This is a genomic window from Martinezella rhizogenes (assembly GCF_007002745.1).
In the GTDB taxonomy this organism is placed as follows: Bacteria; Pseudomonadota; Alphaproteobacteria; order Rhizobiales; family Rhizobiaceae; genus Agrobacterium; species Agrobacterium cucumeris.
The window spans coordinates 1-25962 of sequence record NZ_SGNY01000007.1 but is presented as its reverse complement, the minus strand read 5'-3'; the positions used below and the strand labels follow the sequence as shown (position 1 = coordinate 25962).

General features: G+C 58.4%; 20 protein-coding genes. 12 read left to right on the top strand and 8 right to left on the bottom strand.

Annotated features, from left to right (window positions below; genetic code table 11):
- Nucleotides 1–141: 141 nt before the first annotated feature.
- Complete coding sequence (locus tag EXN68_RS19315) at nt 142–612, top strand: Lrp/AsnC ligand binding domain-containing protein (RefSeq protein WP_142842404.1); 471 nt, start codon at nt 142–144, stop codon at nt 610–612.
- 117 nt (nt 613–729) lie between these two features.
- On the opposite strand, the gene EXN68_RS19310 is transcribed toward EXN68_RS19315, so the two are convergent.
- Nucleotides 730–1296, bottom strand: a complete 567-nt coding sequence (locus EXN68_RS19310) for a sigma-70 family RNA polymerase sigma factor (RefSeq protein WP_142842403.1) — start codon at nt 1294–1296, stop codon at nt 730–732.
- A complete protein-coding gene (locus tag EXN68_RS19305) occupies nt 1296–1502 on the bottom strand; it encodes a NepR family anti-sigma factor (protein WP_142842402.1) in 207 nt (68 codons plus the stop codon). Before EXN68_RS19305 ends, EXN68_RS19310 begins: the two co-directional genes overlap by 1 nt.
- Before the next feature lie 138 nt (nt 1503–1640).
- Here EXN68_RS19305 and EXN68_RS19300 point away from each other — a divergent pair, with 138 nt between their 5' ends.
- Both EXN68_RS19300 and EXN68_RS19295 read left to right on the top strand, forming a co-directional pair.
- Nucleotides 1641–2435 (top strand): response regulator, encoded by a 795-nt coding sequence (locus EXN68_RS19300; protein ID WP_142842401.1) that lies wholly within the window; start codon nt 1641–1643, stop codon nt 2433–2435.
- A 101-nt stretch (nt 2436–2536) separates the two neighbouring features.
- A complete protein-coding gene (locus EXN68_RS19295) occupies nt 2537–3520 on the top strand; it encodes a sensor histidine kinase (RefSeq protein ID WP_142842400.1) in 984 nt (327 codons plus the stop codon).
- A gap of 260 nt (nt 3521–3780) precedes the next feature.
- Here the strand turns inward: EXN68_RS19295 and EXN68_RS19290 are convergent, their stop codons facing one another.
- A complete protein-coding gene (locus EXN68_RS19290; protein WP_161991399.1) occupies nt 3781–5499 on the bottom strand; it encodes a sensor histidine kinase in 1719 nt (572 codons plus the stop codon).
- Nucleotides 5500–5737: 238 nt separating this feature from the next.
- Here EXN68_RS19290 and EXN68_RS19285 point away from each other — a divergent pair, with 238 nt between their 5' ends.
- Nucleotides 5738–6313, top strand: a complete 576-nt coding sequence (locus EXN68_RS19285) for a PRC-barrel domain-containing protein (protein ID WP_142842398.1) — start codon at nt 5738–5740, stop codon at nt 6311–6313.
- A gap of 103 nt (nt 6314–6416) precedes the next feature.
- Here EXN68_RS19285 and galE read toward each other — a convergent pair whose 3' ends face one another.
- The 3 genes from galE to EXN68_RS19270 all read right to left on the bottom strand — a co-directional run bounded on the left by galE (nt 6417) and on the right by EXN68_RS19270 (nt 8382).
- Entirely contained in the window at nt 6417–7400 is a 984-nt protein-coding gene (gene galE / locus EXN68_RS19280; protein WP_142842397.1) for a UDP-glucose 4-epimerase GalE, read from the bottom strand.
- Nucleotides 7401–7593: 193 nt separating this feature from the next.
- A complete protein-coding gene (locus EXN68_RS19275; protein ID WP_003498528.1) occupies nt 7594–8028 on the bottom strand; it encodes a hypothetical protein in 435 nt (144 codons plus the stop codon).
- A gap of 9 nt (nt 8029–8037) precedes the next feature.
- Nucleotides 8038–8382, bottom strand: coding sequence for an ElaB/YgaM/YqjD family protein (locus EXN68_RS19270; protein WP_142842396.1), 345 nt, complete (start codon nt 8380–8382; stop codon nt 8038–8040).
- Between the two features lie 301 nt (nt 8383–8683).
- On the opposite strand from EXN68_RS19270, the gene nspC reads away from it, so the two are divergent.
- Nucleotides 8684–9781 carry a carboxynorspermidine decarboxylase gene (gene nspC, locus EXN68_RS19265; RefSeq protein WP_142842395.1) on the top strand — a complete coding sequence of 366 codons (1098 nt, stop codon included), beginning with the start codon at nt 8684–8686 and terminating at the stop codon, nt 9779–9781.
- Between the two features lie 59 nt (nt 9782–9840).
- A complete protein-coding gene (locus tag EXN68_RS19260) occupies nt 9841–11079 on the top strand; it encodes a saccharopine dehydrogenase family protein (protein WP_046802098.1) in 1239 nt (412 codons plus the stop codon).
- A gap of 278 nt (nt 11080–11357) precedes the next feature.
- On the opposite strand, the gene EXN68_RS19255 is transcribed toward EXN68_RS19260, so the two are convergent.
- Nucleotides 11358–13205: a DEAD/DEAH box helicase gene (locus EXN68_RS19255; RefSeq protein WP_142842394.1), complete on the bottom strand. Its 1848-nt coding sequence runs from the start codon at nt 13203–13205 to the stop codon at nt 11358–11360.
- A 390-nt stretch (nt 13206–13595) separates the two neighbouring features.
- Between EXN68_RS19255 and EXN68_RS19245 the strand changes: the two genes are divergently transcribed.
- The 6 genes from EXN68_RS19245 (at nt 13596) to clpB (ending at nt 23506) form a co-directional block, all read left to right on the top strand.
- Nucleotides 13596–14873, top strand: a complete 1278-nt coding sequence (locus tag EXN68_RS19245) for an aspartate kinase (protein ID WP_142842610.1) — start codon at nt 13596–13598, stop codon at nt 14871–14873.
- A 176-nt stretch (nt 14874–15049) separates the two neighbouring features.
- The gene (gene ptsP / locus EXN68_RS19240) at nt 15050–17317 is read left to right on the top strand and encodes a phosphoenolpyruvate--protein phosphotransferase (protein ID WP_142842393.1); all 2268 of its coding nucleotides are present in this window, start codon (nt 15050–15052) and stop codon (nt 17315–17317) included.
- Between the two features lie 28 nt (nt 17318–17345).
- A complete protein-coding gene (gene prfA / locus EXN68_RS19235) occupies nt 17346–18428 on the top strand; it encodes a peptide chain release factor 1 (protein WP_142842392.1) in 1083 nt (360 codons plus the stop codon).
- Nucleotides 18425–19291 (top strand): peptide chain release factor N(5)-glutamine methyltransferase, encoded by an 867-nt coding sequence (gene prmC, locus EXN68_RS19230; protein ID WP_142842391.1) that lies wholly within the window; start codon nt 18425–18427, stop codon nt 19289–19291. Before prfA ends, prmC begins: the two co-directional genes overlap by 4 nt.
- Before the next feature lie 394 nt (nt 19292–19685).
- The gene (locus EXN68_RS19225) at nt 19686–20489 is read left to right on the top strand and encodes a DUF4167 domain-containing protein (RefSeq protein ID WP_142842390.1); all 804 of its coding nucleotides are present in this window, start codon (nt 19686–19688) and stop codon (nt 20487–20489) included.
- Nucleotides 20490–20881: 392 nt separating this feature from the next.
- Complete coding sequence (clpB, locus tag EXN68_RS19220) at nt 20882–23506, top strand: ATP-dependent chaperone ClpB (RefSeq protein ID WP_046802091.1); 2625 nt, start codon at nt 20882–20884, stop codon at nt 23504–23506.
- Between the two features lie 69 nt (nt 23507–23575).
- On the opposite strand, the gene EXN68_RS19215 is transcribed toward clpB, so the two are convergent.
- Nucleotides 23576–25522: a M23 family metallopeptidase gene (locus EXN68_RS19215; RefSeq protein WP_142842389.1), complete on the bottom strand. Its 1947-nt coding sequence runs from the start codon at nt 25520–25522 to the stop codon at nt 23576–23578.
- Nucleotides 25523–25962 lie beyond the last annotated feature (440 nt).

Genomic DNA, 25962 nt, shown 5'->3' with positions numbered 1-25962 from the left:
CGTCGGCGGCAGCGTGTCCTCCGCCCGCCGCTTTTCATCCTGCCGCTGACAATACCATCACCGGGAAAATTGCTATGGCCTTATTTTTGGAATAAAACAGGCCATATGAACTTTTGTTTTCTTCGATTGGCGTGAAAGAATATGGCAAATAGTCACAAAACAGACGATCTGGACCACTTCGATCTCAAGATCCTCGAGGCCTTGAGCGAAGACGGCCGCATGTCGGTGCTACAGCTGTCGAAAAGGGTGGGCCTTTCCAAGACGCCGTGCCAGACGCGGCTGAAGCGGTTGGTAGATGAGGGTTACATTCTGGGCTTCCGGGCGGTGCTCAATCCGCACAAACTCGGCGTCGATCACATCGCTTTTGCCGAAGTCAAACTTTCCGATACGCGGGAGAAGGCGCTGGAGGAATTCAACACGGCGGTTCGCAAGATCAAGGAAGTCGAGGAATGCCACATGATTGCCGGCGCCTTCGATTATCTTTTAAAGGTGCGCACCAGCGACATCCGCAAATACCGGCGGGTGCTGGGGGAGAAAATCTCGAGCCTGCCATCGGTCGCCAATACTTCGACCTTCGTGGTCATGCAGTCGGTCAAGGAAACCGGCATCTAGGGGCATCGGGGAAAAAATAGGTTTCATCGTCCGTCCGGAAATGAACGTCATGGATAGACAATGAGAAACGGGCAGACGTAAGCCTGCCCGTTCGCTGTTTTTAAAAATTCCGTTCTTTTAGCGCGCCGTGGCAGCGGCGGTAACCGCGCTCATCTGCGCATCCGGACCGAACTCATTTTCGTTTTCGATACCCAGAAGCTCCTGCAGACGCAATCTTGCGCGGCTGACACGGCTCTTGATCGTGCCGACAGGGCAACCGCAAATCTCGGCGGCTTCCTCATAGGCAAAACCCGAGGCGCCGATCAGCAGGATCGCTTCACGCTGGTCATCAGGCAGTTTTGCGAGTGCTGAGCGGAAATCCTGAAGGTCGACCGAACCGTGCTGCTCGGGCGGCACCGAAAGGCGCGAGGTATAGACCCCGTCCGTATCCTGCACCTCACGGCCGGATTTGCGGATCTGGCTGTAAAACTCGTTGCGCAGGATCGTCACCAGCCATGCCCGCATGTTGGTGCCGGGTTGGTAGCTGTCCTGTTTCGCCCAGGCCTTCATGATCGTGTCCTGCACGAGGTCGTCGGCACGGTCTCTCGAGCGGATGAGCGAAATGGCGAAGGCGCGCAGGTTCGGCAGCGCCGCCAGCATTTCCCGCTTGAAGTTGTATTCTGTCTGCTCCGGCTCTTTCGCCATCATTCCTCCGAAGCCTTTATTTTGGCTTTGCTTTCGGCTTCATCGAGTTTTTCGAGAAGATCGAGGAATTTGTCAGGGATGCCTTCATCCTGAACGGCATCGTAAAGCTCCCTGAGCTTGCGGGAAATCACCGCCCGCCCGGAATGTGGAACCTGAGGGGCGGCCGAATTGTCCGGCGAATCTTGGTCCGATTGAAACATGCTCATAACGTCCGGTATTCCTTTTGTGTCGTGGCAAATAATGCGTGGTGAAAAAAATAGTTCCGGCCCTCGGGAACTTTTTTTGCGATACGCACGTTGCTATCTTGGGTTTGCGTTGCAAACCGCATAAACGGGGAGAATTCCATGTCAGTTTCTACACGCATCGCACCGCACCTGCCATATCTGCGCAGGTTTGCGCGTGCCGTTTGCGGCTCACAATCCACGGGCGATGCCTATGTTGCGGCAACACTCGAAGCTCTGATCGCCGATATCAGCATCTTCCCGCAGACAAGCAGCGATCGCGTTTCGCTCTATCAATTGTTCGTATCGATCTTTAGTTCCGTCACGATCAATATTAAGGCGGATGAAAACCTGTCGGGATGGGAAAAGCGCGCTTCTGCGAACCTTTCCGCCGTCCCGCCGCTTGCCCGTCAGGCCTTCCTGCTGACGACGGTCGAAGAGTTCACGCCTTCGGAAGCCGCAGAGGTTCTGAAAGTGTCGGAAGACCAGGTCGGCAGGCTGATCGACGAGGCGGCTTCCGAAATCGCCCGTCAGGTCGCAACCGATATCATGATCATCGAGGACGAACCTCTGATCGCCATGGATATAGAACAGATGGTCACGGATCTCGGTCACCGCGTCACGGGTATTGCCCGCACGCATACCGAAGCGCTCGACCTTTTCCATCGCACGCAGCCGAAAATGATCCTTGCCGATATTCAGCTTGCAGACGGCAGTTCCGGTCTGGATGCGATGAAGGACATCCTGCAGATGACCACCCTCCCGGTGATCTTCATCACGGCTTTCCCCGAGCGTCTTTTGACGGGCGAGCGGCCTGAGCCAACCTTCCTTGTGACGAAACCTTTCAACCCGGACATGGTGAAAGCGCTTATCAGCCAGGCCCTGTTTTTCAACGAAAGCTCTCGCGTCGCGGCGTGAAATTTGCCGAAACCGCAGACGAGCCGGGAACCAGTGTGGTGCCCGGGCGTTGGCGGTTACGGTCGTGGGGTTGATCCGCGGCTTTCTGCAAGGAGACGAATTTGCATCGGCTGGCATGGCATAACGCGGAGAGGGACGAGAGCGAGCTTCACGATTCGCTCGTTCTCGCCTTGCTCGATTCGGGTGAGACGGTCATGCTGCAGGACTGGAAGCGCGAATACATATTCGTGGCCAATCTGCCGGATGTCTGGAAATTGCCGGCGGATTCTCACCCGACGGATGAAAATCTGTTTGGAAATGACCTGTCCACCCGGCTGGCCGAGCTGAAAAAGGACATGGTGACGGCTGGCAGCCGGGGTATGCTGGAGGTTAATGCCGGCCAGAACCGGGTCTTCCAGTTTCAGGTCCATTCCACCTTCAACCAGTCGAACCAGATGGTGATGAAGACCACCATCCGCGAGGTGACGGCGGAACGGCGGCGCGAGCAGCTGTTGCGCTCCTTGCTGCGCGAGGTCAGCCACCGTTCCAAGAACCTGCTGGCGATCATCCAGAGCCTTGCGGGCCAGACAGCCCGTTTCAGCCTCACCAAGGATGATTTTCTGCGCAAGTTCCGTGGGCGGCTGCACGCGCTTGCCCAGAGCCAGGATCTAATCACGGATTCGGACTGGCGGGGGGCGCGTATATTCGAGCTTCTCCGCCAGCAATTTGATCTCTATGTGCCGGAATATCCGAACCTCATCCACATGGAGGGGGAAAACCTGCTGCTTAACCCGAACGGGGCGCTTTACATCGGGCTGGCCTTCCACGAACTGGTCGTCAACACGGTGAGCCATAGCGGCAATCTTGCCTATCACCCGCCTATATCCCTGCAATGTCGCCAGGACGGTGATTTTTATATCGTCGAATGGAACGAGCCGATGATGCCTTCGAAGGAGCCGGCAGAGGCAAGGCGCGGCAGTTTCGGCAGCGTCGTGCTGGAAAAGGTGGTTCCTTCCGCTCTTGGAGGAAGTGCCGAATACCAGCTGACGCCGGAGCGCATCGTTTACCGGTTGAAATTCCCTTCGGGCGACAGCACCGATTCCTGAGAGTTATCGAACCGCAGGTCAGGCCGAAAGGCTGTTTCATTTTGTGGAGGCGCAATAAAAAAGCACGGCCCATAGGAGAGCCGTGCTATTTTTATGACGGGTTTTCAGGGGCGAAACCCGTTTATAGTCAGCCAAGCTTCAGGCGGGGACGGGGGAATTGCTTGGCTGCAGTACTAATGCATGCAACCGCATTCGGTTCCCGGAAAATGCATTTTTTTAGCAAACGGCAGATTTGCGGCCATTCTCACCGTCGATGCGGTTCAGTGTGCCGGGTCCGGCCGCTTCGGCGTGAAATACCGTATCGGCGCTTCCAGAGACCATTCGAAGCCGGTTTGCCGGTACTCCGTCGTCACATGTCCGCCGAATGCGCCTTCCGCATGTCGTTTGATGACGGTGGTGCCGAAACCCTTGCGGCTCGGCTCCACGGCCGGTGGCCCGCCCGTCTCGGTCCAGAGCAGATGAAGCATTTGCCGACCGTCTTTTTCGAGCGGCTTCCAGCTGACGGTGATTTTCCCGAGCGGCGCCGAAAGCGCGCCGTATTTAATGGAATTGGTGGTCAGCTCATGCACCACAAGCCCGAAATTCTGCGCCGCCTCCGGCGACAGCATGAAATCGTCGCCCGCCAGCACGACACGTTCCGATACGGTTCCGAAAACTTCAAGGTGGGTTTCGATCAGCTTGCGGATCGGCAGCCCCTGCCACTGAACTTCTGCGAGCGCCCGGATCGACATGCCGAGACCGCGCAGGCGATGGTCGACCTCTTTCTGGAACTCCGGAATGCTTTTATTTTCCCGCCCCAATTGCCGTATCATCGCCTGAACCAGCGTCAGAATATTCTTGGAGCGGTGAACCAGTTCGTGCAGCAGCAATTGCAGCCGCTCTTCCGACTGGCTTCTGTCGAAGGAAGCGTTGGAGAGTGCGATGGCGACCTGATTGGCTTCCTTTATCTTGGTATCCACCGGCGCGACGATCTCGCCTTCGCCAATGCGCTCCGCCATATGGGTCAGATCGCGAATGGAGCTGCGCAATTGCCGGCCGACCAGATAGGCGCCGCCGATGGCGATCAGCACCAGCACAAGGCTGCCGATCATCATCTGGCGCCAGGTGTCGATCAGTGCCGCCTGGCTGGCGGCCAGCGGTCCCCACATCACCGTCTTCCATTGCCAGCCCGGCAATTGGGCATAGGCGTAGAGATTGCCCTTGCCGTCGAAGAAATTCCCACTGAAGGCCTGCATTTCCGACAATATTTCGGGAGTGACAAAGGGTTTCCCAACTTCGGCCTCATCCTGGGCGCTGGAAACGACAACCCGGTTTGTGCCGTCGATGATGGCGACCGCCCAGTTGCGCGGCAGGTTTTCCGTGGGAATAAGCCGGCCAAGATCGCTGGCATTCTGCGTCAGGATCAGGGCGTCCCCGGCAAGGCCCAGCTCCGGGTCAAGCGGCATGGTGACGTTGAACACCCACTCATGGCTGGTGGCGCCGAAAAACAGATCCGAGACGGTGATGCGGCGGGATTCTATCGCCTTGGCCAGATTTGCCTCGGCCGGTACCTTGCCGAGAGGCTGGCCATAGGGGACCCGGGTATTGAGACGCTGCTGACCATCCTTGGCGGCGAGCAGGGCGTAGAGGCCCTCCTTCTTCAGGCTTTCGGAGACGCGACCCTGAAACGCTGCGAGATTGCCGCTCTCAAGCTCGGGAAACTGCGACAGCAGATTGAGCGAGGTGGCGATTTCCTGCAGGCGGCGGTCGATGTTGCGGCTGACGACCCGGACATCCTCGATGGTTTCCCTTTGCAGGTCATCGCGTTTTTCGGCTTCGAGGCGCAACATCAGGTAGCCGACAAAAAGGATGAGCGGCAGGGTGATGACGGTTGCCATCACCACCAGATAGGTGCCGATTGAGGCGGTCGGGAAAAAATTCGCGCTGCGCCGACGTAAAGCCGAGATCATGTCTTTCAGTCTGTCGCCGGGTTGAGGCATACAAAAAACTCCGGCAGTTATGGCATTGTTACGGCAGGAATAATACCGCGCTGTCCCCCTTTAGCAATGCCTGATTTTTACCCTCGGTTGTCGCGACATCAGGCGAATGCATCGTTTTGCCCGAAAAAAACGGAACTATTTCAACAACCAGCCCGTTTGCAAGACGAACCGGCCAGCGAGCGGAAGCGAAATTCATCACCGCCCGGCCAGTTGAGAACGATGAAAGGAAGGTACGAAAATGGCAAAGAAACTTACGATACTCGTCACCGCCGCCCTGATGGGCACGACGGCTTTCGCGCCGCTTGCCATCGCTCAGGGCACCACCCAGCCCGCACCGGCAAATCCGGGTGCGCAGACTGAGCCGGCAACACCGCCTGCCACTCCGATGACGCCTGCGGCTCCTGTAGCCAATGACAGCGCGGCCACAACCACGGGCGGTGCTTACATCACCGAGCAGGGCGAAACGCAGATCAGCGCCAATGACTATATTGGCAAGTCGGTCTACACCGCAGCCGATGAGAGCATCGGTAACGTCACCAATCTCATCATGGAAGAAGATGGTGGTCTGGTCGCAGCCGTGATCGGCGTTGGCGGTTTCCTCGGCATCGGCGCGAAGGACGTAGCCGTGCCCATGGACAAGGTGACGATGACGCGCAATGCGCAGGACGGCACCATTCGTCTGACGACGACCGAAACGGCGGAAACGCTGAAGGCGGCGCCCGAGTTCAAGACGCTGGAACAGAAGACCAGCGAAAAGAATGCGGCCACCCCGGCGGCACCTGACAGTACAACCACATCTGCCACCAAGCCTTAATCCCATACCTGGGAGGCAGGAGCGGGCACTGGCGTAAATCCGCCGTCCCGCGAGAGACACCGGCCATTGGCCGGTGTCTTTTTTGTTTTGGCCTATGGGCCGCTCAATCCCCGGCGTTGCGGGAAGAATGCCACGACCAGGCGGATTTGATGATGTCCGAGAGGGAATAACGCGGTTCCCAACCGAGAACTTCTTTGGCCTTGTCGTTATTGGCCACCAATGTGGTGGAATCGCCGTCGCGCCGGCCGGTATATTCGACCGGGAAGGGGCGGCCCGAGACCTCGGAAATTGCCGCCAGCAATTCCTTCACCGTGGTGCCGGTGCCGGTGCCGAGGTTGAGTTCGACGGTTTCGCCACCCGCCAGCAGATAATCCACCGCCCGCACATGGGCATCGGCGAGATCGAGGATGTGAATGTAATCGCGCACGCAGGTGCCGTCGCGGGTGTCGTAATCCGTGCCGAACACCTTGAAGCCTTGACGCCGTCCAAGTGCGGCCTCGATGGCGAGCGGGATGGCGTGGGTTTCCGGCTTGTGCCACTCGCCGATACGGCCCTCGAAATCCGCGCCAGCAGCATTGAAATAACGCAGCATGACCGAGCGCAGGCCCTTATAGGTGCTGTAATCCTTCAGCGCCTGTTCCACCACCCATTTGGTGCGGCCATAGGGGTTGATGGGTGCCTGCCGGTGCGTCTCGTCGATCGGCACCTGTTCCGGCAGTCCATAGGTGGCGCAGGTGGAGGAGAAAACAAAGGCGGTGACACCGGCATCGATTGCGGCGGAGAGCAGGTTAAGCGAGCCGATGACGTTATTATCGTAAAAGGCGACGGGCTGCTTCACGGATTCGCCGACTTCGATCAACGCCGCGAAATGCAGAACGGCTTCCGGCTGGTGCTTGGCGAAGACTTCATCCAGTCGCGCCCGGTCGCGAATATCGCCCTGTTCGAAGGGTCCCCAGCGGACGAATTCCTCATGTCCATTGGACAGGTTGTCGAAAACAACCGGTTCATATCCTCGCTCAGACAGGAGAAGGCAGGTATGCGAACCGATATAACCGGCACCGCCAACGACAAGGACTTTCTTCTTCATCAAACGCCTTTCAATAAATACGGACGCGCCGAGACTGTATGTCACTTTGTTCAAATAAGGGCGGCATGGCGCGGGACGCCATTTGCCAGTCTATCCATTGCGCGTAACATAAAAAAAACTGCGCATCCATCATCTGGATGCACAGCTTTTATGAGGGTCCGGGGAAGTGCATAAAACGCGCCCGAAGGCGTGTTTATTTCTTTTTCCTCGTATTGGCCCTTGTCGCCAGGAAACCGGCGGCCATGGCAACAGCGAGCGTCGCATAGGGCCGCGCCTGGATCGCCAGCGTCAACAGTGACTGCAAGGCGAGGGGGGCTGCCGTCAGCGGAGCAGCCGTCAAGGGAGCAACCGGCCGTGCGGCATAGGCTCTGGGCCTTTTTACGATTGCCAGCGCCACCAGCATGATGACGCCGAGCAGAAACGCGGTGCCCGCGACGACAAGCGCGGCGGGACCCGCGCCGACATGCCGGGCAAGATAGATCGACCCTGCAACCACGGCGGCGACGAAGGCGATCAGGAAAAAGACACCGGTCAGCACCCACAGGATGATGGTTGCACGCAGACGCCGCGTCACCACGCGTCCTTCGCGCTGGGTGTCTCCCAGATAGACCAGCAATGCCTCAAGCATGATGCGGCCTTATCGACGTGTAAGGAGAGCGAGCACGAAGCCGACGCCAACGGCGATGCCGAGGGACTGGAGCGGGTTTCTCTGGACCTGATCGGTCAGATTGTCGTTCAGCGACGAAATTTCGCTTCGGACGCTGTCGGCCATTTCGCCCGAGGCGGTGAGCGCATCATCAGCCACGCGGGCGGCCTGCGCCTTCAGCTCATGCGAGGCACCGACGCCCAGCGCCTTAACGCTCTTGGCAAGATTTGCCAGATCTTCGCGAAGCTGGGCGAGCTGCGCCGCAACGTCGGCGGCATCACCGTTTTCGAGGGATTGCTGGATCTTGTCATTAACGCTGCTACGCACGCTTGCCATAGGTGAAGTCCTTCCTGGAACATCGTTGATGGAAATCGCGGCGGGCCAACCCGACTGCCGCTACAGGCTATTTCTGTCGCTCGAAAACTTCCGTTCCGGTGACCGAAACACCTGCCTGTCCGCCATTCAAACGCGCCGATGCAGGCTTGGTTCCGCAACGTGACGTGTTTTCTTCGCAGGCATTTCCGGTTGGGGGCAATTTTCTGGGAATTCGGTGCCGGACATTTGTTTTCCTGTCACAAGCATCATATAAGGCCCATCATCGAGACGTACCTTGACTTCAATCAATATGTGAAACGACATGCTTCAAACGCCTTATTACCTCATCGACAAGACAAAACTTCTTCGCAACATGGAGAAGATTGCTTATGTGCGGGAAAAATCCGGCGCCAAGGCGCTTCTGGCGTTGAAGTGCTTCGCCACATGGTCGGTGTTCGATTTCATGTCGCAATATATGGACGGCACCACCTCGTCCTCACTTTATGAGGTGCGTCTCGGCCGCGAGAAATTCGGTGGCGAAACCCACGCCTATTCTGTCGCCTATGCCGATTACGAAATCGATGAGGTGATTGCGAATGCCGACAAGATCATCTTCAATTCGATCGGTCAGCTGGAGCGTTTCGCCGACAAGGCCGCCGGCATAACGCGTGGCCTGCGTCTCAATCCGCAGGTCAGCTCTTCCAGTTTCGATCTTGCCGACCCCGCGCGCCCGTTCAGCCGTCTTGGTGAATGGGACGTTGCCAAGGTCGACAAGGTCATGGACCGTATTTCCGGTTTCATGATCCACAACAATTGCGAAAATGGCGATTTCTCGCTGTTTGACCGGATGTTGACGCAGATCGAAGAGAAATTCGGATCGCTGCTGTCACGTGCCGAATGGGTCAGCCTCGGCGGCGGCATTCATTTCACCGGTGACAACTACCCGCTCGACCAGTTCTGCGAGCGTCTGCGGGCGTTCTCGGAAAAATATGGCGTGCAGGTCTATCTGGAGCCCGGCGAAGCTTCGATCACCAAAAGCACCACACTTGAGGTGACGGTGCTCGACACACTATTCAACGGCAAGAACCTCGCCATCGTCGACAGTTCCATCGAAGCCCACATGCTCGATCTGCTGATCTACCGCGAAACCGCGAAGGTTTCGCCGAACGAGGGCGAGCACCCCTACATGGTCTGCGGCAAGTCCTGCCTGGCGGGCGATATTTTCGGCGATTTCCGCTTCGACAAGGAGCTGAAGGTCGGTGACCGCATCTCCTTCCAGGACGCGGCCGGTTACACCATGGTCAAGAAGAACTGGTTCAACGGCGTGAAGATGCCGGCGATCGCCATCAAGGAACTGGACGGCACGGTCCGCGCCGTTCGTGAATTCGACTTTGCCGATTTCGAGCAAAGCCTGTCTTAAACCCTGTTTCAACATCCAACGAAGCTCATCCCTGCGGGGAAAAGGAGGCATCACCTGAAATGAAGAAGAACGTTCTGATCATCGGCGCCGGTGGCGTAGCACAGGTCGTGGCGCATAAATGCGCCCAGAACAGCGATGTATTGGGAGACATTCATATTGCGTCACGGACTTTGGAAAAGTGCCGCAAGATTGTCGAGTCCGTACGCGAAAAGAAGAGCCTCAAGACAGATGTGAAACTTGAGGCCCATGCGCTTGACGCTATGGATATCGAGGCGACGAAAGCCTTGATCAAACAGACCGGCGTGGAAATCGTCATCAATGTCGGTTCGTCTTTCGTTAACATGTCCGTTCTTCGTGCCTGCATGGACGCAGGTGTTGCCTATATGGACACGGCGATCCATGAGGATCCCACCAAGATTTGCGAAGCGCCGCCGTGGTATGGAAACTACGAGTGGAAGCGCGCCGCTGAGTGCAAGGAAAAGGGCGTCACCGCCATTCTCGGCGTCGGTTTCGACCCCGGCGTGGTCAATGCCTATGCCCGCCTTGCCAAGGACGAATATTTCGACAAGGTCACCTCGGTCGATATCGTCGATATCAATGCCGGCAGCCATGGCCGCTGGTTCTCGACCAATTTCGATCCGGAAATCAACTTCCGCGAATTCACCGGCGTTGTCTATTCCTGGCAGAAGGGTGAGTGGCAGACGAACCAGATGTTTGAAGTCGGTCAGGAATTCGATCTGCCTGTCGTCGGCAAGCAGAAGGCTTACATGACCGGCCATGACGAAGTGCATTCGCTGTCCAAAAACATGGACGGTGCCGATGTGCGCTTCTGGATGGGCTTCGGCGATCACTACATCAACGTCTTCACCGTGCTGAAGAACCTTGGCCTGCTTTCGGAAAAGCCGGTCAAGACGGCCGAGGGTCTGGAAGTCGTGCCGCTGAAGGTCGTCAAGGCTGTGCTGCCCGATCCGTCTTCGCTGGCGCCTGACTATGTCGGCAAGACCTGCATCGGCGATATCGTCAAGGGCATCAAGGACGGCAAGGAACGCGAAGTCTTCATCTACAACGTGGCCGACCATAAGGACGCCTATGAAGAAGTTGGTTCGCAGGGCATTTCCTACACCGCCGGCGTTCCCCCGGTCGCCGCTGCCATGCTCATCGCCACCGGCGAATGGGACGTGAAGCAGATGGCCAATGTGGAAGAACTGCCGCCGAAGCCGTTCCTGAACATTCTGAACAAGATTGGTTTGCCGAACCGCATCAAGGATGAAAACGGCGATCGCGCGCTGGAGTTCTGATTGCAGACGTTTTGAGAAATTGAGACAAAATAAAAGCCCCGCGAAAGCGGGGCTTTTTGTTGCTGGCCAGTTTTTCGACCGAACAGTTTGGCGAAGTCGTAGCATTCTCACTGTCACCGCGGATTTAATCCGGGGTCCAGGGCGATCAAGTCCTTGATCGCGAGACAATCTTTTCGCGATGCAGACGCACCGTGGCTGGATGCCGGCTCAAGGCCGGCATGACGGCAGAAATTTTGCCGGCGATCCAGAGTCTCGCCTGAACGGGACCGGAGTAACCCTCAGCCCTTCGTTGGCTTCGGTCCACGCTTCTCGAACGGCTTGTCCTTTTTGCCTTCGTATTTCGGCTTGTCGCCGAAGGGCTTTTTCTTTTTCCAGGGCTTGTCTTCGCCCTTGCGGTCATCGCGCGGGGCGCTTGCATTGTCCGATTTGGTGAACTTCCGCTGGGCCTTTGCCGGCCTTGTATCTTCACGGGCACTGCCGGTCATTTCCGGCTTGCCTTCCAGCGCCTTCAGGCGAATGCCCTTCTCCAGCATCATGTCCTTGCCGATGGCGGAGGTGAAACGGTCGACGGCATCGGCGGCCAGTTCCACGAAGGTCTCGGTTTGCTGCATGCGGATCGCGCCGATATCCTGACGGGTGATCTTGCCGAAACGGCACAGCATCGGGATGAGCCAGCGCGGCTCGGCGCTCTGCTTGCGGCCAACGGAAAGCGAGAACCACGCGCTGTCGGAGAAGTCGGAGCGCTCGCGGCGCGGTGCATTGTTTTCGACCGTTTCGAAACTGTCGCGGCGCGGCTTGCGGGTGTTATCCAGCGCGACTTCGAAAATATCTTCCGGTGCCGAGCGTCCGGCGTGATAGAGGCGCACGAAGGCGGCGGCGACTTTTTCCGCGCCATGCTGTTCCAGCAGCTTCGTCACGAAATCGCGTTCGTCCTCAGCCACGGCTTCGCTGAGCGTCGGATCTGCCAGAAGCCTTGCGCCGTCGCGCTCGACGATCTCTTCGACGGAGGGCGGGCGAACCCATGCGGGGCTGACCTTGGCGCCTTCAAGAAGGCGTTCGGCCTTGCGGCGCTGGCTCACGGGCACGATGATGGCGCTGACGCCCTTCTGCCCGGCGCGGCCGGTACGGCCGGAACGGTGCAGAAGCGTTTCGGAATTGGTCGGCAGGTCGGCATGGATAACGAGTTCCAGGCCGGGCAGGTCGATGCCTCGGGCAGCAACGTCGGTCGCCACGCAAACACGGGCGCGGCCGTCACGCATGGCCTGCAGCGCGTGCGTGCGCTCGTTCTGCGTCAGTTCGCCGGAGAGGGCGACGACGGAGAAGCCGCGATTGTTCAACCGGGCCGTCAGATGGTTGACCGCGGCGCGGGTCGAGCAGAAGACGATGGCGTTGCGGGCTTCGTAAAAGCGCAGCGCGTTGATGATGGCGTTCTCGCGATCAGACGGCGACACCAGAAGCGCGCGATATTCGATATCCACATGCTGCTTCTGTTCGGAAGCGGTGGCGATGCGCACTGCGTTCTTCTGGTAGCTTTCGGCCAGCTTGGCAATGCTGCGCGGCACGGTGGCCGAGAACATCAGCGTGCGGCGATCTTCGGGCGATTCTTCCAGAATGAATTCCAGATCCTCACGGAAGCCGAGGTCGAGCATCTCGTCGGCCTCATCCAGCACCACGGCGCGGATGGACGACAGATCGAGTGCGCCACGCTTGATATGGTCACAGAGACGGCCGGGTGTGCCAACGACGATATGGGCGCCGCGTTCCAGCGCCCGGCGCTCATTGCGGATATCCATGCCGCCGACACAGGATGCGATCGACACGCCGGCAAATTCATAAAGCCATTCCAGCTCGCGCTTGACCTGCATGGCCAGTTCGCGGGTTGGGGCAATGGCAAGAGCGAGCGGCGCGGAAGCCTGACCGAAGCGGGTATTTTCCGACAGCAGCGTGGTTGCGAGCGCGATGCCGAAGGCAACCGTCTTGCCGGAACCGGTCTGCGCGGAAACCAGCGCATCCTTATCGGCGAGTTCCGGCGCAAGCATGGCCTTCTGCACGGGGGTCAAGTCGTTGTAGCCGCGTTTTTCCAACGCCTGCGCGATCGCCGGGGCGATACCCTGGGTGTCTGTCATCTACCGTCTTTCGGATATGAAGCTGCCCGCATCCGCCCGAAACCAATAGGTCCTAAAGTCTCCGGGGCAGCCGATACAGGCCATTTCGGCCATCTGGCCGGTTGCATTGCCCGCGCTCATACTGCGAATAGGCCGGTTTGTACAGTGCACTGCGGTACGCTCTTTTACGGGTATTTTCTCCTGCCCTGTGTTCCAGCCCGCCATCGTCCTTCGCAAACGCCATTCAAAAGGCGTACCGCATGGTTCATAAACGGCATTGCGTGCCCCCCGCCTTTTCGCTAAGAGACCCGCAACTTGAGGCTCTTTGTCAGGAAGGGCCGACTGGGTTTGTTCTTGTCCACACCGGGTGAAAACCGGCTGGCGGAAAAAAGGGATGTACTGGTCAAGGCTATGGCTCGCATTGTCATGAAATTCGGCGGCACGTCCGTCGCGAACCTCGAACGCATTCACAATGTCGCACGGCATGTGAAACGCGAAGTGGATGCCGGCCATGAAGTGGCCGTGGTCGTTTCCGCCATGTCCGGCAAAACCAACGAATTGGTGGACTGGGTGCAGAACGCCGCGAAGGTGACCGGCACCAACGCCGCCTCCTTCTATGATGCGCGCGAATATGACGCGGTTGTCGCATCCGGCGAGCAGGTGACGTCAGGTCTGCTGGCGATCACCCTGCAGTCCATGGGCATCAATGCACGCTCCTGGCAGGGCTGGCAGATCCAGATCCGTACCGACAATGCGCATGGCGCCGCCCGTATTCTGGAGATTGACGGGTCCGACATCGTCAAGCGCATGGGGGAAGGACAGGTTGCCGTCGTTGCCGGTTTCCAGGGCATCGGCCCGGATAATCGCATCGCGACGCTTGGTCGCGGCGGCTCTGACACGTCGGCTGTGGCCATTGCCGCCGCCGTCAAGGCGGATCGTTGTGACATCTATACCGATGTCGACGGCGTTTACACGACCGATCCGCGCATCGAGCCCAAGGCTCGCCGCATGAAGAAAATCGCTTTCGAGGAAATGCTCGAAATGGCGTCTCTTGGCGCGAAGGTTCTGCAGGTTCGCTCCGTCGAGCTTGCCATGGTACACAAGGTGCGCACCTTCGTTCGCTCCAGTTTCGAGGATCCCGATGCGCCGGGCATGGGCGACCTCATCAACCCGCCCGGTACTTTGATTTGTGACGAGGATGAAATCGTGGAACAGGAAGTCGTAACCGGCATCGCCTATGCCAAGGATGAAGCACAGATTTCGCTGCGCCGCGTGGCCGACCGTCCGGGCGTTTCCGCCGCGATCTTCGGTCCGCTGGCCGAAGCGCATATCAATGTCGACATGATCGTGCAGAACATCTCCGAAGATGGCTCGCGCACCGACATGACCTTCACCGTTCCCTCGGGCGACGTTGCCAAGGCGCTCAAGGTTCTCGACGACAACAAGGCCCAGATCGGCTTCGACGTTGCCCAGAACGAGACGGGTCTCGCCAAGGTGTCCGTCATCGGTATTGGCATGCGCAGCCACGCCGGCGTTGCCGCCAGCGCGTTCAAGGCACTTGCCGAGAAAAACATCAACATCAAGGCCATCACCACGTCAGAGATCAAGATTTCGATCCTGATCGACGGCGCCTATGCCGAACTTGCCGTTCGCACTTTGCATTCGGCCTACGGTCTCGATAAGAGCTAAATCCGAGACATCGGTTCCCGATGCTCCGATTCTTCGGAGTTGCGTTCTTCCGATGTGGCGTTTCTTGAAAGCGTGTCCCTTGCGGGACGCGCTTCTGGCGCTATAAATTTTTTAAATGACGTTTTGATTCTCGAATATTATGACATTCGGATCGGAAGCGTCGGGGAGCAAACGCGATGAGAGACCTTTCCGCAGGTCCGCGCGTCCTGCTCAAGCGGCTGCGCGAAATGATGGCGGAGCACCTTGAACCGCAGGATCGTCTGGACCAGATCGTCCGTCAGATTGCCAGCAACATGGTGGCGGAGGTTTGCTCGGTCTACGTGCTGCGTTCCGACAGCGTGCTGGAGCTTTACGCCACCGAAGGTCTTAACAAGGATGCTGTGCATCTTGCCCAGCTGAAAATGGGGCAAGGTCTTGTCGGCACCATTGCCGCTTCCGCTCAACCGCTCAATCTTTCCGATGCGCAGGCGCATCCCGCATTCCGCTATCTTCCTGAAACCGGTGAGGAAATTTATCATTCCTTCCTCGGCGTGCCGATTTTGCGCTCCGGTCGCACTCTTGGCGTTCTTGTGGTCCAGAACAAGGCCAGCCGAACATACCGGGAGGATGAAGTTGAAGCGCTTGAGACAACCGCGATGCTTATCGCTGAAATAGTGGCGAGCGGCGAGTTGAAAAAGATCACCCGCCCCGGTGTGGAGCTGGACCTGACGCGCGCCGTCACCATCGATGGCGATGGTTATGGCGAAGGCATCGGTCTCGGTCACGTCGTGCTGCACGATCCCCGCATTGTCGTCACCAACCTGCTGAACGAGGACGCGGATACGGAAATCCGCCGTCTTGCCGATGCTATCGGCTCGCTGCGCCTGTCGATCGATGACATGTTGCAGCGCCGCGACGTGCCGACCGAAGGTGAGCACCGCGAGGTTCTGGAGACCTATCGCATGTTCGCCCACGATCAGGGCTGGGTGCGGCGCATGGAAGAGGCGATCCGCAACGGCCTGACGGCGGAAGCGGCGGTCGAGAAAGTGCAGAGCGACACCAAGGCGCGCATGATGCGCCTGACCGATCCTTATCTGCGCGAGCGCATGCATGACTTCGATGATCTTGCCAACCGGCTGCTGCGTCAGCTGATCGGTTTTGGCGGGCGCGGACCGGAGCAGGATTTCCCGCTCGACGCCATCGTTCTGGCACGCGCCATGGGCGCTGCCGAATTGCTGGATTACCCGCGTGAAAAACTGCGCGGTCTGGTGCTCGAAGACGGCGCGGTGACGAGCCACGTCGTTATCGTGGCGCGCGCCATGGGTATTCCGATCATCGGCCAAGCGGCCGGCATCGTCGCGCTGGCGGAAAACAACGATCCGATCATCATCGATGGTGATGACGGTCAGGTGCATCTGCGCCCGATGTCGGATCTGCAGCGTGCCTATGAAGAAAAAGTTCGCCTGCGTGCCAAGCGGCAGGAGCAGTTCCGTGCGCTGCGCAATGTCGAGCCGATCACCAAGGATGGCCAGAAGGTCAATCTGAAGATGAATGCGGGCCTGCTGGTGGATTTGCCGCAGCTGGAGGAATCCGGCGCCGACGGCATCGGCCTGTTCCGCACCGAGCTGCAATTCATGATCGCTTCCAACATGCCGAAGGGCGAGGAGCAGGAGGCTTTCTATCGCTCCGTTCTGCGGCAGGCCAAGGGCAAGAGCGTCACCTTCCGCACGCTGGATATCGGCGGCGACAAGGTCGTTTCCTATATGCGCGGCCAGGAAGAGGAAAATCCGGCACTCGGCTGGCGCGCGATTCGCCTGTCGCTTGACCGTCCGGGCCTGATGCGCACGCAGATGCGCGCACTGCTGCGCGCCGCGTCCGGTGCGGAGCTGCGCATGATGTTGCCGATGGTGACGGAAGTGTCCGAAATACGGGCGGCACGCGATCTTCTGCAGAAGGAAGTGCAGCATCTTTCGAAGTTCAGCCATGCGCTGCCGAAAAAGCTGCAATTCGGCGCGATGCTGGAAGTGCCGTCGCTGATGTGGCAGCTCGATGAGCTGATGCAGGAGGTGGATTTCGTTTCCGTCGGTTCAAACGACCTGTTCCAGTTCTCCATGGCGGTCGATCGTGGCAATGCCCGGGTTTCGGATCGTTTCGACAATCTCGGCAAGCCATTCCTGCGCATTCTGCGTGATATCGTTCGCGCCGGCGAAAAGCACCACACATCGGTCACGCTGTGCGGCGAGATGGCGGGCAAGCCACTGACTGCCATGGCGCTGATCGGTCTCGGTTTCCGGTCGATTTCCATGTCGCCAACGGCAATCGGTCCGGTCAAGGCCATGCTGCTCGGGCTGGACGCGGCACGTCTTGCCGACGAGTTGAATGCCGCGCTTGACGATCATAATTCGCTGGAAAGCGGGCGCGAGGTGTTGTTACGCTTTGCTGCAGCGCATTCCATTCCCATTTAAAAGACTTATTTCATTATCGGAGTGACTGGTGGCGAAGCTTCCCGTCGAAAAAATGCGCGAGTTGGAAAGGCGTTTCGGAGAGATCGAAGCGCGGATGTCGGCTGGCCCGGCGGCAGATGTTTATGTGAAGCTGGCTTCGGAATATTCCGAACTGCAGCCGGTCGTGAACAAGATCCGCGATTACGAAAAGGCGATTGCCGAGGCTGCCGATCTCCAGGCGCTGCTCGCCGACAGGACGACCGACAGGGACATGCGCGATCTGGCGGAAATGGAGCTGCCGGAGGTCGAAGCCTGCATCGGTGAGCTAGAGAAGGACATGCAGGTCCTGCTGCTTCCCAAGGATGCGGCGGATGAAAAAAGCGCGATCCTTGAAATCCGTGCCGGCACAGGCGGCTCCGAAGCGGCGCTGTTTGCCGGCGATCTGTTCCGCATGTATGAGCGCTTCGCATCGACCAAGGGCTGGAAAGTCGAAGTCCTTTCCGCCAGCGAAGGTGAAGCGGGCGGTTATAAGGAAATCATCGCCACGATCCGCGGGCGAGGGGTGTTCTCCAAGCTGAAGTTCGAATCCGGTGTGCATCGCGTGCAGCGGGTACCGGAAACGGAAGCGAGCGGCCGTATTCACACCTCCGCTGCCACCGTCGCGGTGCTGCCGGAAGCGGAGGACATCGACGTCGAAATCCGCCCGGAAGATATTCGCATCGATACGATGCGCGCCTCGGGCGCCGGCGGTCAGCACGTCAATACCACCGACTCTGCCGTTCGTATCACCCATCTTCCGACGGGATTGATCGTCACCAGTTCGGAGAAATCCCAGCACCAGAACCGCGCCAAGGCCATGCAGGTTCTGCGTTCGCGTCTTTACGATATCGAGCGGCAGAAGGTGGATAGTGAACGCTCGGCGGACCGCAAAAGCCAGGTCGGTTCGGGTGACCGGTCAGAGCGCATCCGCACCTATAACTTCCCGCAGGGGCGGGTCACCGATCACCGCATCAACCTCACCCTCTATAAACTCGACAGAATGATCGAAGGTGAGATTGATGAGCTCGTGGATGCGTTGATCGCCGATTATCAGGCCGGCCAGCTGGCACTGCTTGGCGAACAGCAGCTTTGAGCGGCGCTGAGGGGACCGTTTCGACCGAACTTGCCGCTGCCCGCAAACGGCTGCAGGCGGCCGGTGTTGCCGATCCGCTTCTCGATGCGCGCCTGCTGATCGGTGAGGTTATTGCCTTTTCACTGACCGATTTCGTAATGAAGCCGGATCGGCCCCTTACGCAGGAAGAACAGGCCCGCATCGCTTCCATGATCGAAAGGCGGGCCGGGGGAGAACCCGTCCACCGCATCCTCGGTCACCGGGAATTTCACGGCCTCGATCTTCTGCTGTCGAAGGATACGCTCGAACCCCGTCCGGACACGGAGGTTCTGGTTGATACGCTGTTGCCGGCGTTAAAGGAGGCGGTTTCCCACAAGGGCAGCGCCCGCATTCTGGATCTGGGCACGGGCACGGGGGCGATCTGTCTGGCGCTTTTGAAGGAATGCCCTGACGCGACGGGTATCGGCAGCGATATTTCCACTGGTGCCTTGGAGACGGCTGCGAAAAACGCATCCAGAAACGGGCTCGAAACGCGTTTTGAGATCATGCAGAGCGACTGGTTCGAAAAAATCTCCGGCCGCTTTGACATAATTGTGTCGAATCCGCCTTATATAAGAAGCGATATCGTTACAACGCTCGACCGAGAGGTTCGTCATCATGATCCGATGGCGGCGCTGGACGGAGGTCAGGACGGCCTTGCACCGTACCGCCTTATTGCTGCCGACGCAGGCCGCTTTCTTGTGGAAAACGGGATCGTTGGTGTGGAGATCGGTTTCGATCAAAGGCTTGATGTTTCCACGATATTTGCTTCTAACGGTTTCTCTCTTGTGGAGGCCGTGAAGGATTATGGCGGCAACGACAGAGTTTTGATCTTCCGGAGATAGTTCTTCGCGATATGGCGGCGGATTTTTGCAGAGATATTTTGCACAGCAAAAGAAAAGGCTTGGATTTCCGCAGGAAGCGGGATAGTTTGCGGCCACATGCAGGGTGGCTGAGGACGAACGCAGATTCGTCAGGGTATGGGTCAGTCCCGAAGCGGGTTCTTTTGAGAGCCCTGAAAGGCTGGGCGTTTCCGGCATGTGAATCAGTAAACTTTGTTCGCAGGCGGCTCGGTGCAGCATTTGCGCGACCGGTCGTCACACGCGAGGTCTTGTCCGGGGTTATCTTCGGCAGGACGCGTGACGGAACAATTTCAGGAAAAATTTCCAGCGGTTTTCCGTCCGGAATTGCATGAAAATAACCAGATTGTCAGCAAAACAGAATTCAGGTGAGCAATTGATGAGGCCAGGACAGCAAAACAAGCGCGGCCGGGGGCGTGGAAGCAACAATAATAACAACAATAACAATGGTGGCGGTAATAACAACTTCAACCGCAAGGGCGGCAATCCGCTCACCAGGACTTATGACAGTTCCGGCCCCGATGTTAAGATTCGTGGTACAGCCCAGCACATAGCGGAAAAATACGCTGCCCTTGCCCGGGACGCGCAGAGTTCCGGCGACCGTGTGATTGCGGAAAACTATCTGCAACACGCTGAGCACTACAACCGCATCATTGCCACGGCTCAGGCCCAGATGCAGGAACGTTTCCAGCGCGACGATCGCGGTGAATATAATTCCGCCGAGACGGATGCCGACGATATGGATGGAAACGATGGCGACGACGGCGTCGTTGCATCGCAGCAGCATTCCGAACAGGTAGAGCGCGTCCAGCAGCCGGAGCGCCAGGAGCGCACTGAGCGGAGCGAGCCACGCCAGGAACGTCGCGAACGTCCCGACCGTCGTGAACGGCAGGAACGTCAGCCGCGCCAGCCGCAGGTCTCGGCCGAGCAGCAGCCACCGGTTTATGACGCCAGCCAGGCACCGCAGCCCGTCATCGAAGGTACGCCCATGGAAGTGGCCGTCGAGGAAGAGCAGCAGCAGGCGGAAGCACCCGCAACCGAACGTGCGCCAAAGACCCGCCGTGCCACGACCCCGCGCCCGCGTCGTCCGCGCCGTGCCGCGGCGGCGGAAGGTGCTGAAGGTGAAGACGCGCCCGCCGGTGAAGACGCAACACCGGCCACTCTTGAAAACGCTGCTGAATAAGCAGGGATTTCAGGCAGGCCGCGTCAAACACGCGGCCAACCACGCAATTGAAAAACTCCGGCTTGCCGGAGTTTTTTGTTTTTAGGGTTCAGATGGCAGGAGCCGTTGGCAGGCAAAGAGGGTGGTTGCGCGCCGGCAAACTGACGTCTGTCAAAACAGGCGAAAATTTCCCGAATGGCGGTTTTGCGCCCCTTTAAACCGATGAAAATGCCTCCCATATTCGTGCAGGAAGGACGCAAGCCGCATTCGCCGGCAACCGTCATTCGAGAGGCGGCGATCGTGAAATCCTTTAAACACGGCTGTCGTAGCGGGGCTTGCCTTTTGAGGGAGCCTCAACCCTAACACCCGGAGCCGTGCCGAAAGCGGGCGGGCCGGTCAATGGAGGTTCGACTATGAATATTGAAAAATACTCCGAACGCGTTCGCGGTTTTCTGCAATCGGCACAGACCTTTGCGCTTGCCGAAAATCATCAGCAGTTTTCTGCGGAACATGTTCTCAAGGTTTTGCTCGATGACGAGCAGGGCATGGCGGCATCGCTGATCGAGCGGGCTGGTGGCGACGCGAAAGAAGCGCGTCTTGCCAATGATGCCGCGTTGGCGAAATTGCCCAAGGTTTCCGGCGGCAATGGCGGCCTTTCGCTGACGGCGCCGCTTGCCAAGGTGTTTTCGACTGCTGAAGATCTTGCAAAGAAGGCAGGCGACAGCTTCGTTACCGTCGAGCGCCTTTTGCAGGCGTTGGCGATTGAAAGCTCTGCTTCCACTTCGGCTTCGCTGAAAAAGGCAGGCGCAACGGCGCAGGCTCTCAACCAGGTCATCAACGACATCCGCAAGGGCCGCACGGCCGATAGCGCCAATGCCGAACAGGGTTTTGACGCGTTGAAGAAATACGCGCGCGATCTGACGGAGGAAGCCCGCGAGGGTAAACTCGACCCTGTCATCGGCCGCGACGACGAAATTCGCCGTACCATTCAGGTCCTTTCGCGCCGCACCAAGAACAACCCCGTGCTGATCGGTGAACCGGGCGTCGGTAAAACGGCAATTGCCGAAGGGCTTGCGCTGCGCATCGTCAATGGTGACGTGCCGGAAAGCCTCAAGGACAAGAAGCTGATGGCGCTCGATATGGGCGCGCTGATCGCCGGTGCGAAATATCGCGGTGAATTCGAGGAGCGCCTGAAGGCCGTACTCAATGAGGTGCAGGCCGAAAATGGTGGCATCATCCTGTTCATCGATGAGATGCACACGCTGGTCGGTGCCGGCAAGGCCGATGGCGCGATGGATGCGTCCAACCTGCTGAAGCCCGCGCTTGCCCGTGGTGAACTGCACTGCGTTGGCGCCACCACGCTTGATGAATATCGCAAGCACGTGGAAAAGGACCCGGCCCTTGCCCGCCGTTTCCAGCCCGTGCTGGTGGATGAACCGACCGTGGAAGACACGATCTCGATCCTGCGTGGTCTGAAGGAAAAATACGAACAGCATCACAAGGTCCGCATCTCGGATTCGGCCCTGGTTGCGGCTGCAACGCTTTCCAACCGCTATATTACCGACCGGTTCCTGCCCGACAAGGCAATCGATCTGATGGACGAGGCCGCTTCGCGTCTTCGCATGCAGGTGGATTCCAAGCCGGAAGAACTGGACGAACTGGATCGTCGTATCATCCAGCTCAAGATCGAGCGCGAAGCCTTGAAGCAGGAGACGGACCAGTCCTCCGTCGATCGCCTTAAAAAGCTTGAAGACGAGTTGGCCGATACGGAAGAAAAGGCAGATGCGCTGACGGCACGCTGGCAGGCGGAAAAGCAGAAGCTCGGCCATGCCGCCGATTTGAAAAAGCGGCTGGACGAAGCCCGCAACGAACTGGCAATTGCCCAGCGCAACGGCCAGTTCCAGCGCGCCGGCGAGTTGACCTATGGCATTATTCCGGGCCTTGAAAAGGAACTGGCTGCGGCGGAAGCGCGTGACAGCAGCGGTGCCGGCTCGATGGTTCAGGAGGTGGTGACACCGGACAATATTGCCCATGTCGTTTCCCGCTGGACCGGCATTCCCGTCGACAAGATGCTGGAAGGTCAGCGCGAAAAGCTGCTGCGCATGGAAGACGAGCTTGCCAAGTCCGTTGTCGGGCAGGGCGAGGCCGTTCAGGCAGTTTCCAAGGCGGTTCGCCGTTCGCGTGCCGGCCTTCAGGATCCGAACCGCCCGATCGGCTCGTTCATCTTCCTTGGCCCGACCGGTGTGGGCAAGACCGAGCTGACGAAGTCGCTCGCCCGCTTCCTGTTCGACGACGAAACCGCGATGGTTCGCCTCGATATGTCGGAATATATGGAGAAACACTCCGTTGCCCGGCTCATCGGTGCGCCTCCCGGTTATGTCGGTTACGAAGAGGGTGGTGCCCTGACCGAAGCCGTTCGCCGCCGGCCCTATCAGGTCGTGCTGTTCGACGAGATCGAGAAAGCGCATCCGGACGTCTTCAATGTCCTGTTGCAGGTGCTGGATGATGGCCGCCTGACGGATGGCCAGGGCCGCACCGTCGATTTCAAGAACACCATCATCATCATGACCTCGAATCTCGGTTCGGAATTCATGACGCAGATGGGCGACAATGACGATGTGGATTCGGTTCGTGAACTGGTGATGGAGCGGGTCCGGTCGCATTTCCGGCCGGAGTTCCTCAACCGTATCGACGATATCATCCTGTTCCACCGCCTGCGGCGTGATGAAATGGGTGCGATCGTGGAAATTCAGTTGAAGCGGCTCGTCTCGCTGCTGGGTGATCGCAAGATCTCGCTCGAACTGGATGAGGATGCCCGCAGCTGGCTCGCCAACAAGGGCTATGATCCCGCTTACGGCGCACGTCCGCTGAAGCGGGTGATCCAGAAGTCGGTTCAGGACAGGCTTGCCGAAATGATCCTCGGCGGGGAAATCCCCGATGGTTCGCGGGTCAAGGTGACGTCCGGCACGGACCGGCTGCTGTTCAAGGTCAAGCCTCCGAAGGGCGAGGCCGAAACCGAAACGGCCGATGCGGCATAAAACTAAAGGGCTCCGGAAACGGAGCCCTTTTCATTTGATCTGCTTTTCGGACCGCAAAATGCCGGCGGATTACCGGCTCGCCACCTGATTTGGTTTGTCCTCGATGTTGAGCAGGTTGTCGATGCGCTTTCTCTCATCGGAGAAACGTGCGAGCGCATCACCGGAAAGCGATTTGCCGCCCGGCAGGCGCACTTTCATCGCATCGACTTTCGTGCCGTTGACGATCAGTTCGTAATGCAGGTGGGCGCCGGTCGAAAGGCCGGTCGATCCGACATAACCGATGACCTGACCCTGTCGGACCTTGGCGCCTTCGGTGACACCTTTGGCGATGGCGCTCTGGTGATTATAGGAAGAGACATAGCCATTGGCATGGCGCAGCAGGGTCTGGTTGCCGTAACCAGAGGCCCAGCCGGCCTTTTCGACAGTGCCGTTACCGGTTGCGATGATCGGCGTGCCGCGGGCGGCGGCCCAGTCGGTGCCGGTATGCATGCGGCTGAATTTCAGAACCGGGTGACGGCGCATGCCGAAACCGGATGTCATGCGGCCGTTCGGAACGGGGTTACGCAACAGGAACTGCCGTATGCTTTTGCCGTTCTCGTCGAAATAATCGATACTGTTGTCTTCAGGGTTCTGGAACCGGTAAAACCGCGTCTCGTTGTCGCCGAACTTGGCGTTGACGTAGAGCAGCTCCGACTTGTCGGTGGCCTTGCCATCGGCGTCTTCCACGGAGAAGAATGCTTCCAGCGTATCCGCCGGCTTGAGCTGCGCCTGAAAATCGACGCTGCTGGCCAGAAGCTTGATAAGCTGGGAAACCATGCTCTGGTTCATGCCGTAAGCGAGAGCCGCGCGGTAGACACCGTCATAGACGCTGGGCAGGTCGCGGCCAGCCGCAGGCGCCGGCGTACTGTCGAAGGCGGTCGCCACAGCGTCGAGTTTCGGCGGTTCGCTGGCCTTGATGAAGTTTTTGCGGTCATCGACGGCCATGGTGACCATGTGACGGCCCTTGCGATAAAGGCTGACGCGCACGATGTCGCTTTTTTCGTCTTCCTGAATAATGCCGACGCGCAGCACATCACCGCTTTCGACATTGTTCGACTGGAGTTGCGGTGACAGCAGCCCGGCGATTTCCGATGATTGTACCTTGGAGTAACCCGCGCCGAACAAAGCAGCCTCGATGGTCTCGGTCTGGCGGGCAGGGATCACGTCGTCGGCATATTCCTTGACCGGCACCGATGCCGATTGCGGGGTTGAAACCGACATATTCTGTTCAACGACACGGGCGGCGAGGCCGGCCGTGATATCGACATCACCTTCATCATTATCAAAGCGGCGCGGGTCGATGTAATAAAGCGCGGCAACTTGCTCATTGCCATCCGTCAGGATCGAGCCATTCGATCGTACCGCTTCCTCCACCTCGTCAAAGCTCAAGGAGCCGGCAAAGGCATATTTGGAGTGCAGGACCGGAAAGGCTACAGTCTTCAGGCTGACTTCGGATTCAACCTCGGAGCCGTAGATCGTTCCCGTGCGGCTCGGTGCAGGCGCGGCTGCGTCCTTGTCGTCGTTGCTCGCGAAAATGTTTAAGGGATCGAAGGCGGGATAATCATCCTGCTTGGCATAATTCGCTGCCAGCGGAATTTTGACGTGAGAGAAGGGAACCTTGCGGACCACTTCCTTGTCGCCTTCATTGATGACAGTCGAGACTTCCATGATCGACCGGTCGGATGGCCGGGCCGCGATATTCGGGGCGATAAGGCGCGTGCCGCGGCGCGCGGCTTCCGTCGCATTGTTACCCATGTCCGCCTTCGCGAAGGCTTCGGCGGGAATGGCGAGCTGCTGACGACCGTCCAGAGCTGCAAACAGAGCCACACCCATCAATATGGAAGAAGTGATGCCGGTCAGAAATGTACCGGAGAGCCATCGCAGCGAAATTTCGCGACGATCGGGTGCACGGCGCCCTTCCGCCAGAATTGGCGGTTCCGTGCCTAGCGACCGGATCACATTGCGATCCGCAGTCATACCAGCTGTGCCCCGTCGGTCATGCGCTCTCCAGAAACTTCAGGCGAAGGTGTGCAACTTTCAAAGCCATGAGTCAAATTGATCGACGCATCGAAAGATATGTCGCAACAGCCTACATAAGGACACGCGCACGCATGCCCGCATTAACGCTTCGTTGGCAAAGCAATTAGCGAGGAACCGGGCCAAAAGAAGGCGCGGGGCTCGACTTGATGTCGCGGGCTCCGTTCTCCTGTGCAAAACCGGCAGCGATGTGGCGTCTTTTGCAGCGGAACGTCACTGAAAATTGAAATTATTTAGGAAAATCAATTAATTGGAATATTTCTCTGAAATTTCCGATTTGTGCTGTTGACTTGTTTGAGGTGATGGATTTATAAGTCCGCTCACTGAACGAGGGCGGCGGCGCTGCTGGCGACGACGACTTTCGTTCTAAAGAAATCAAG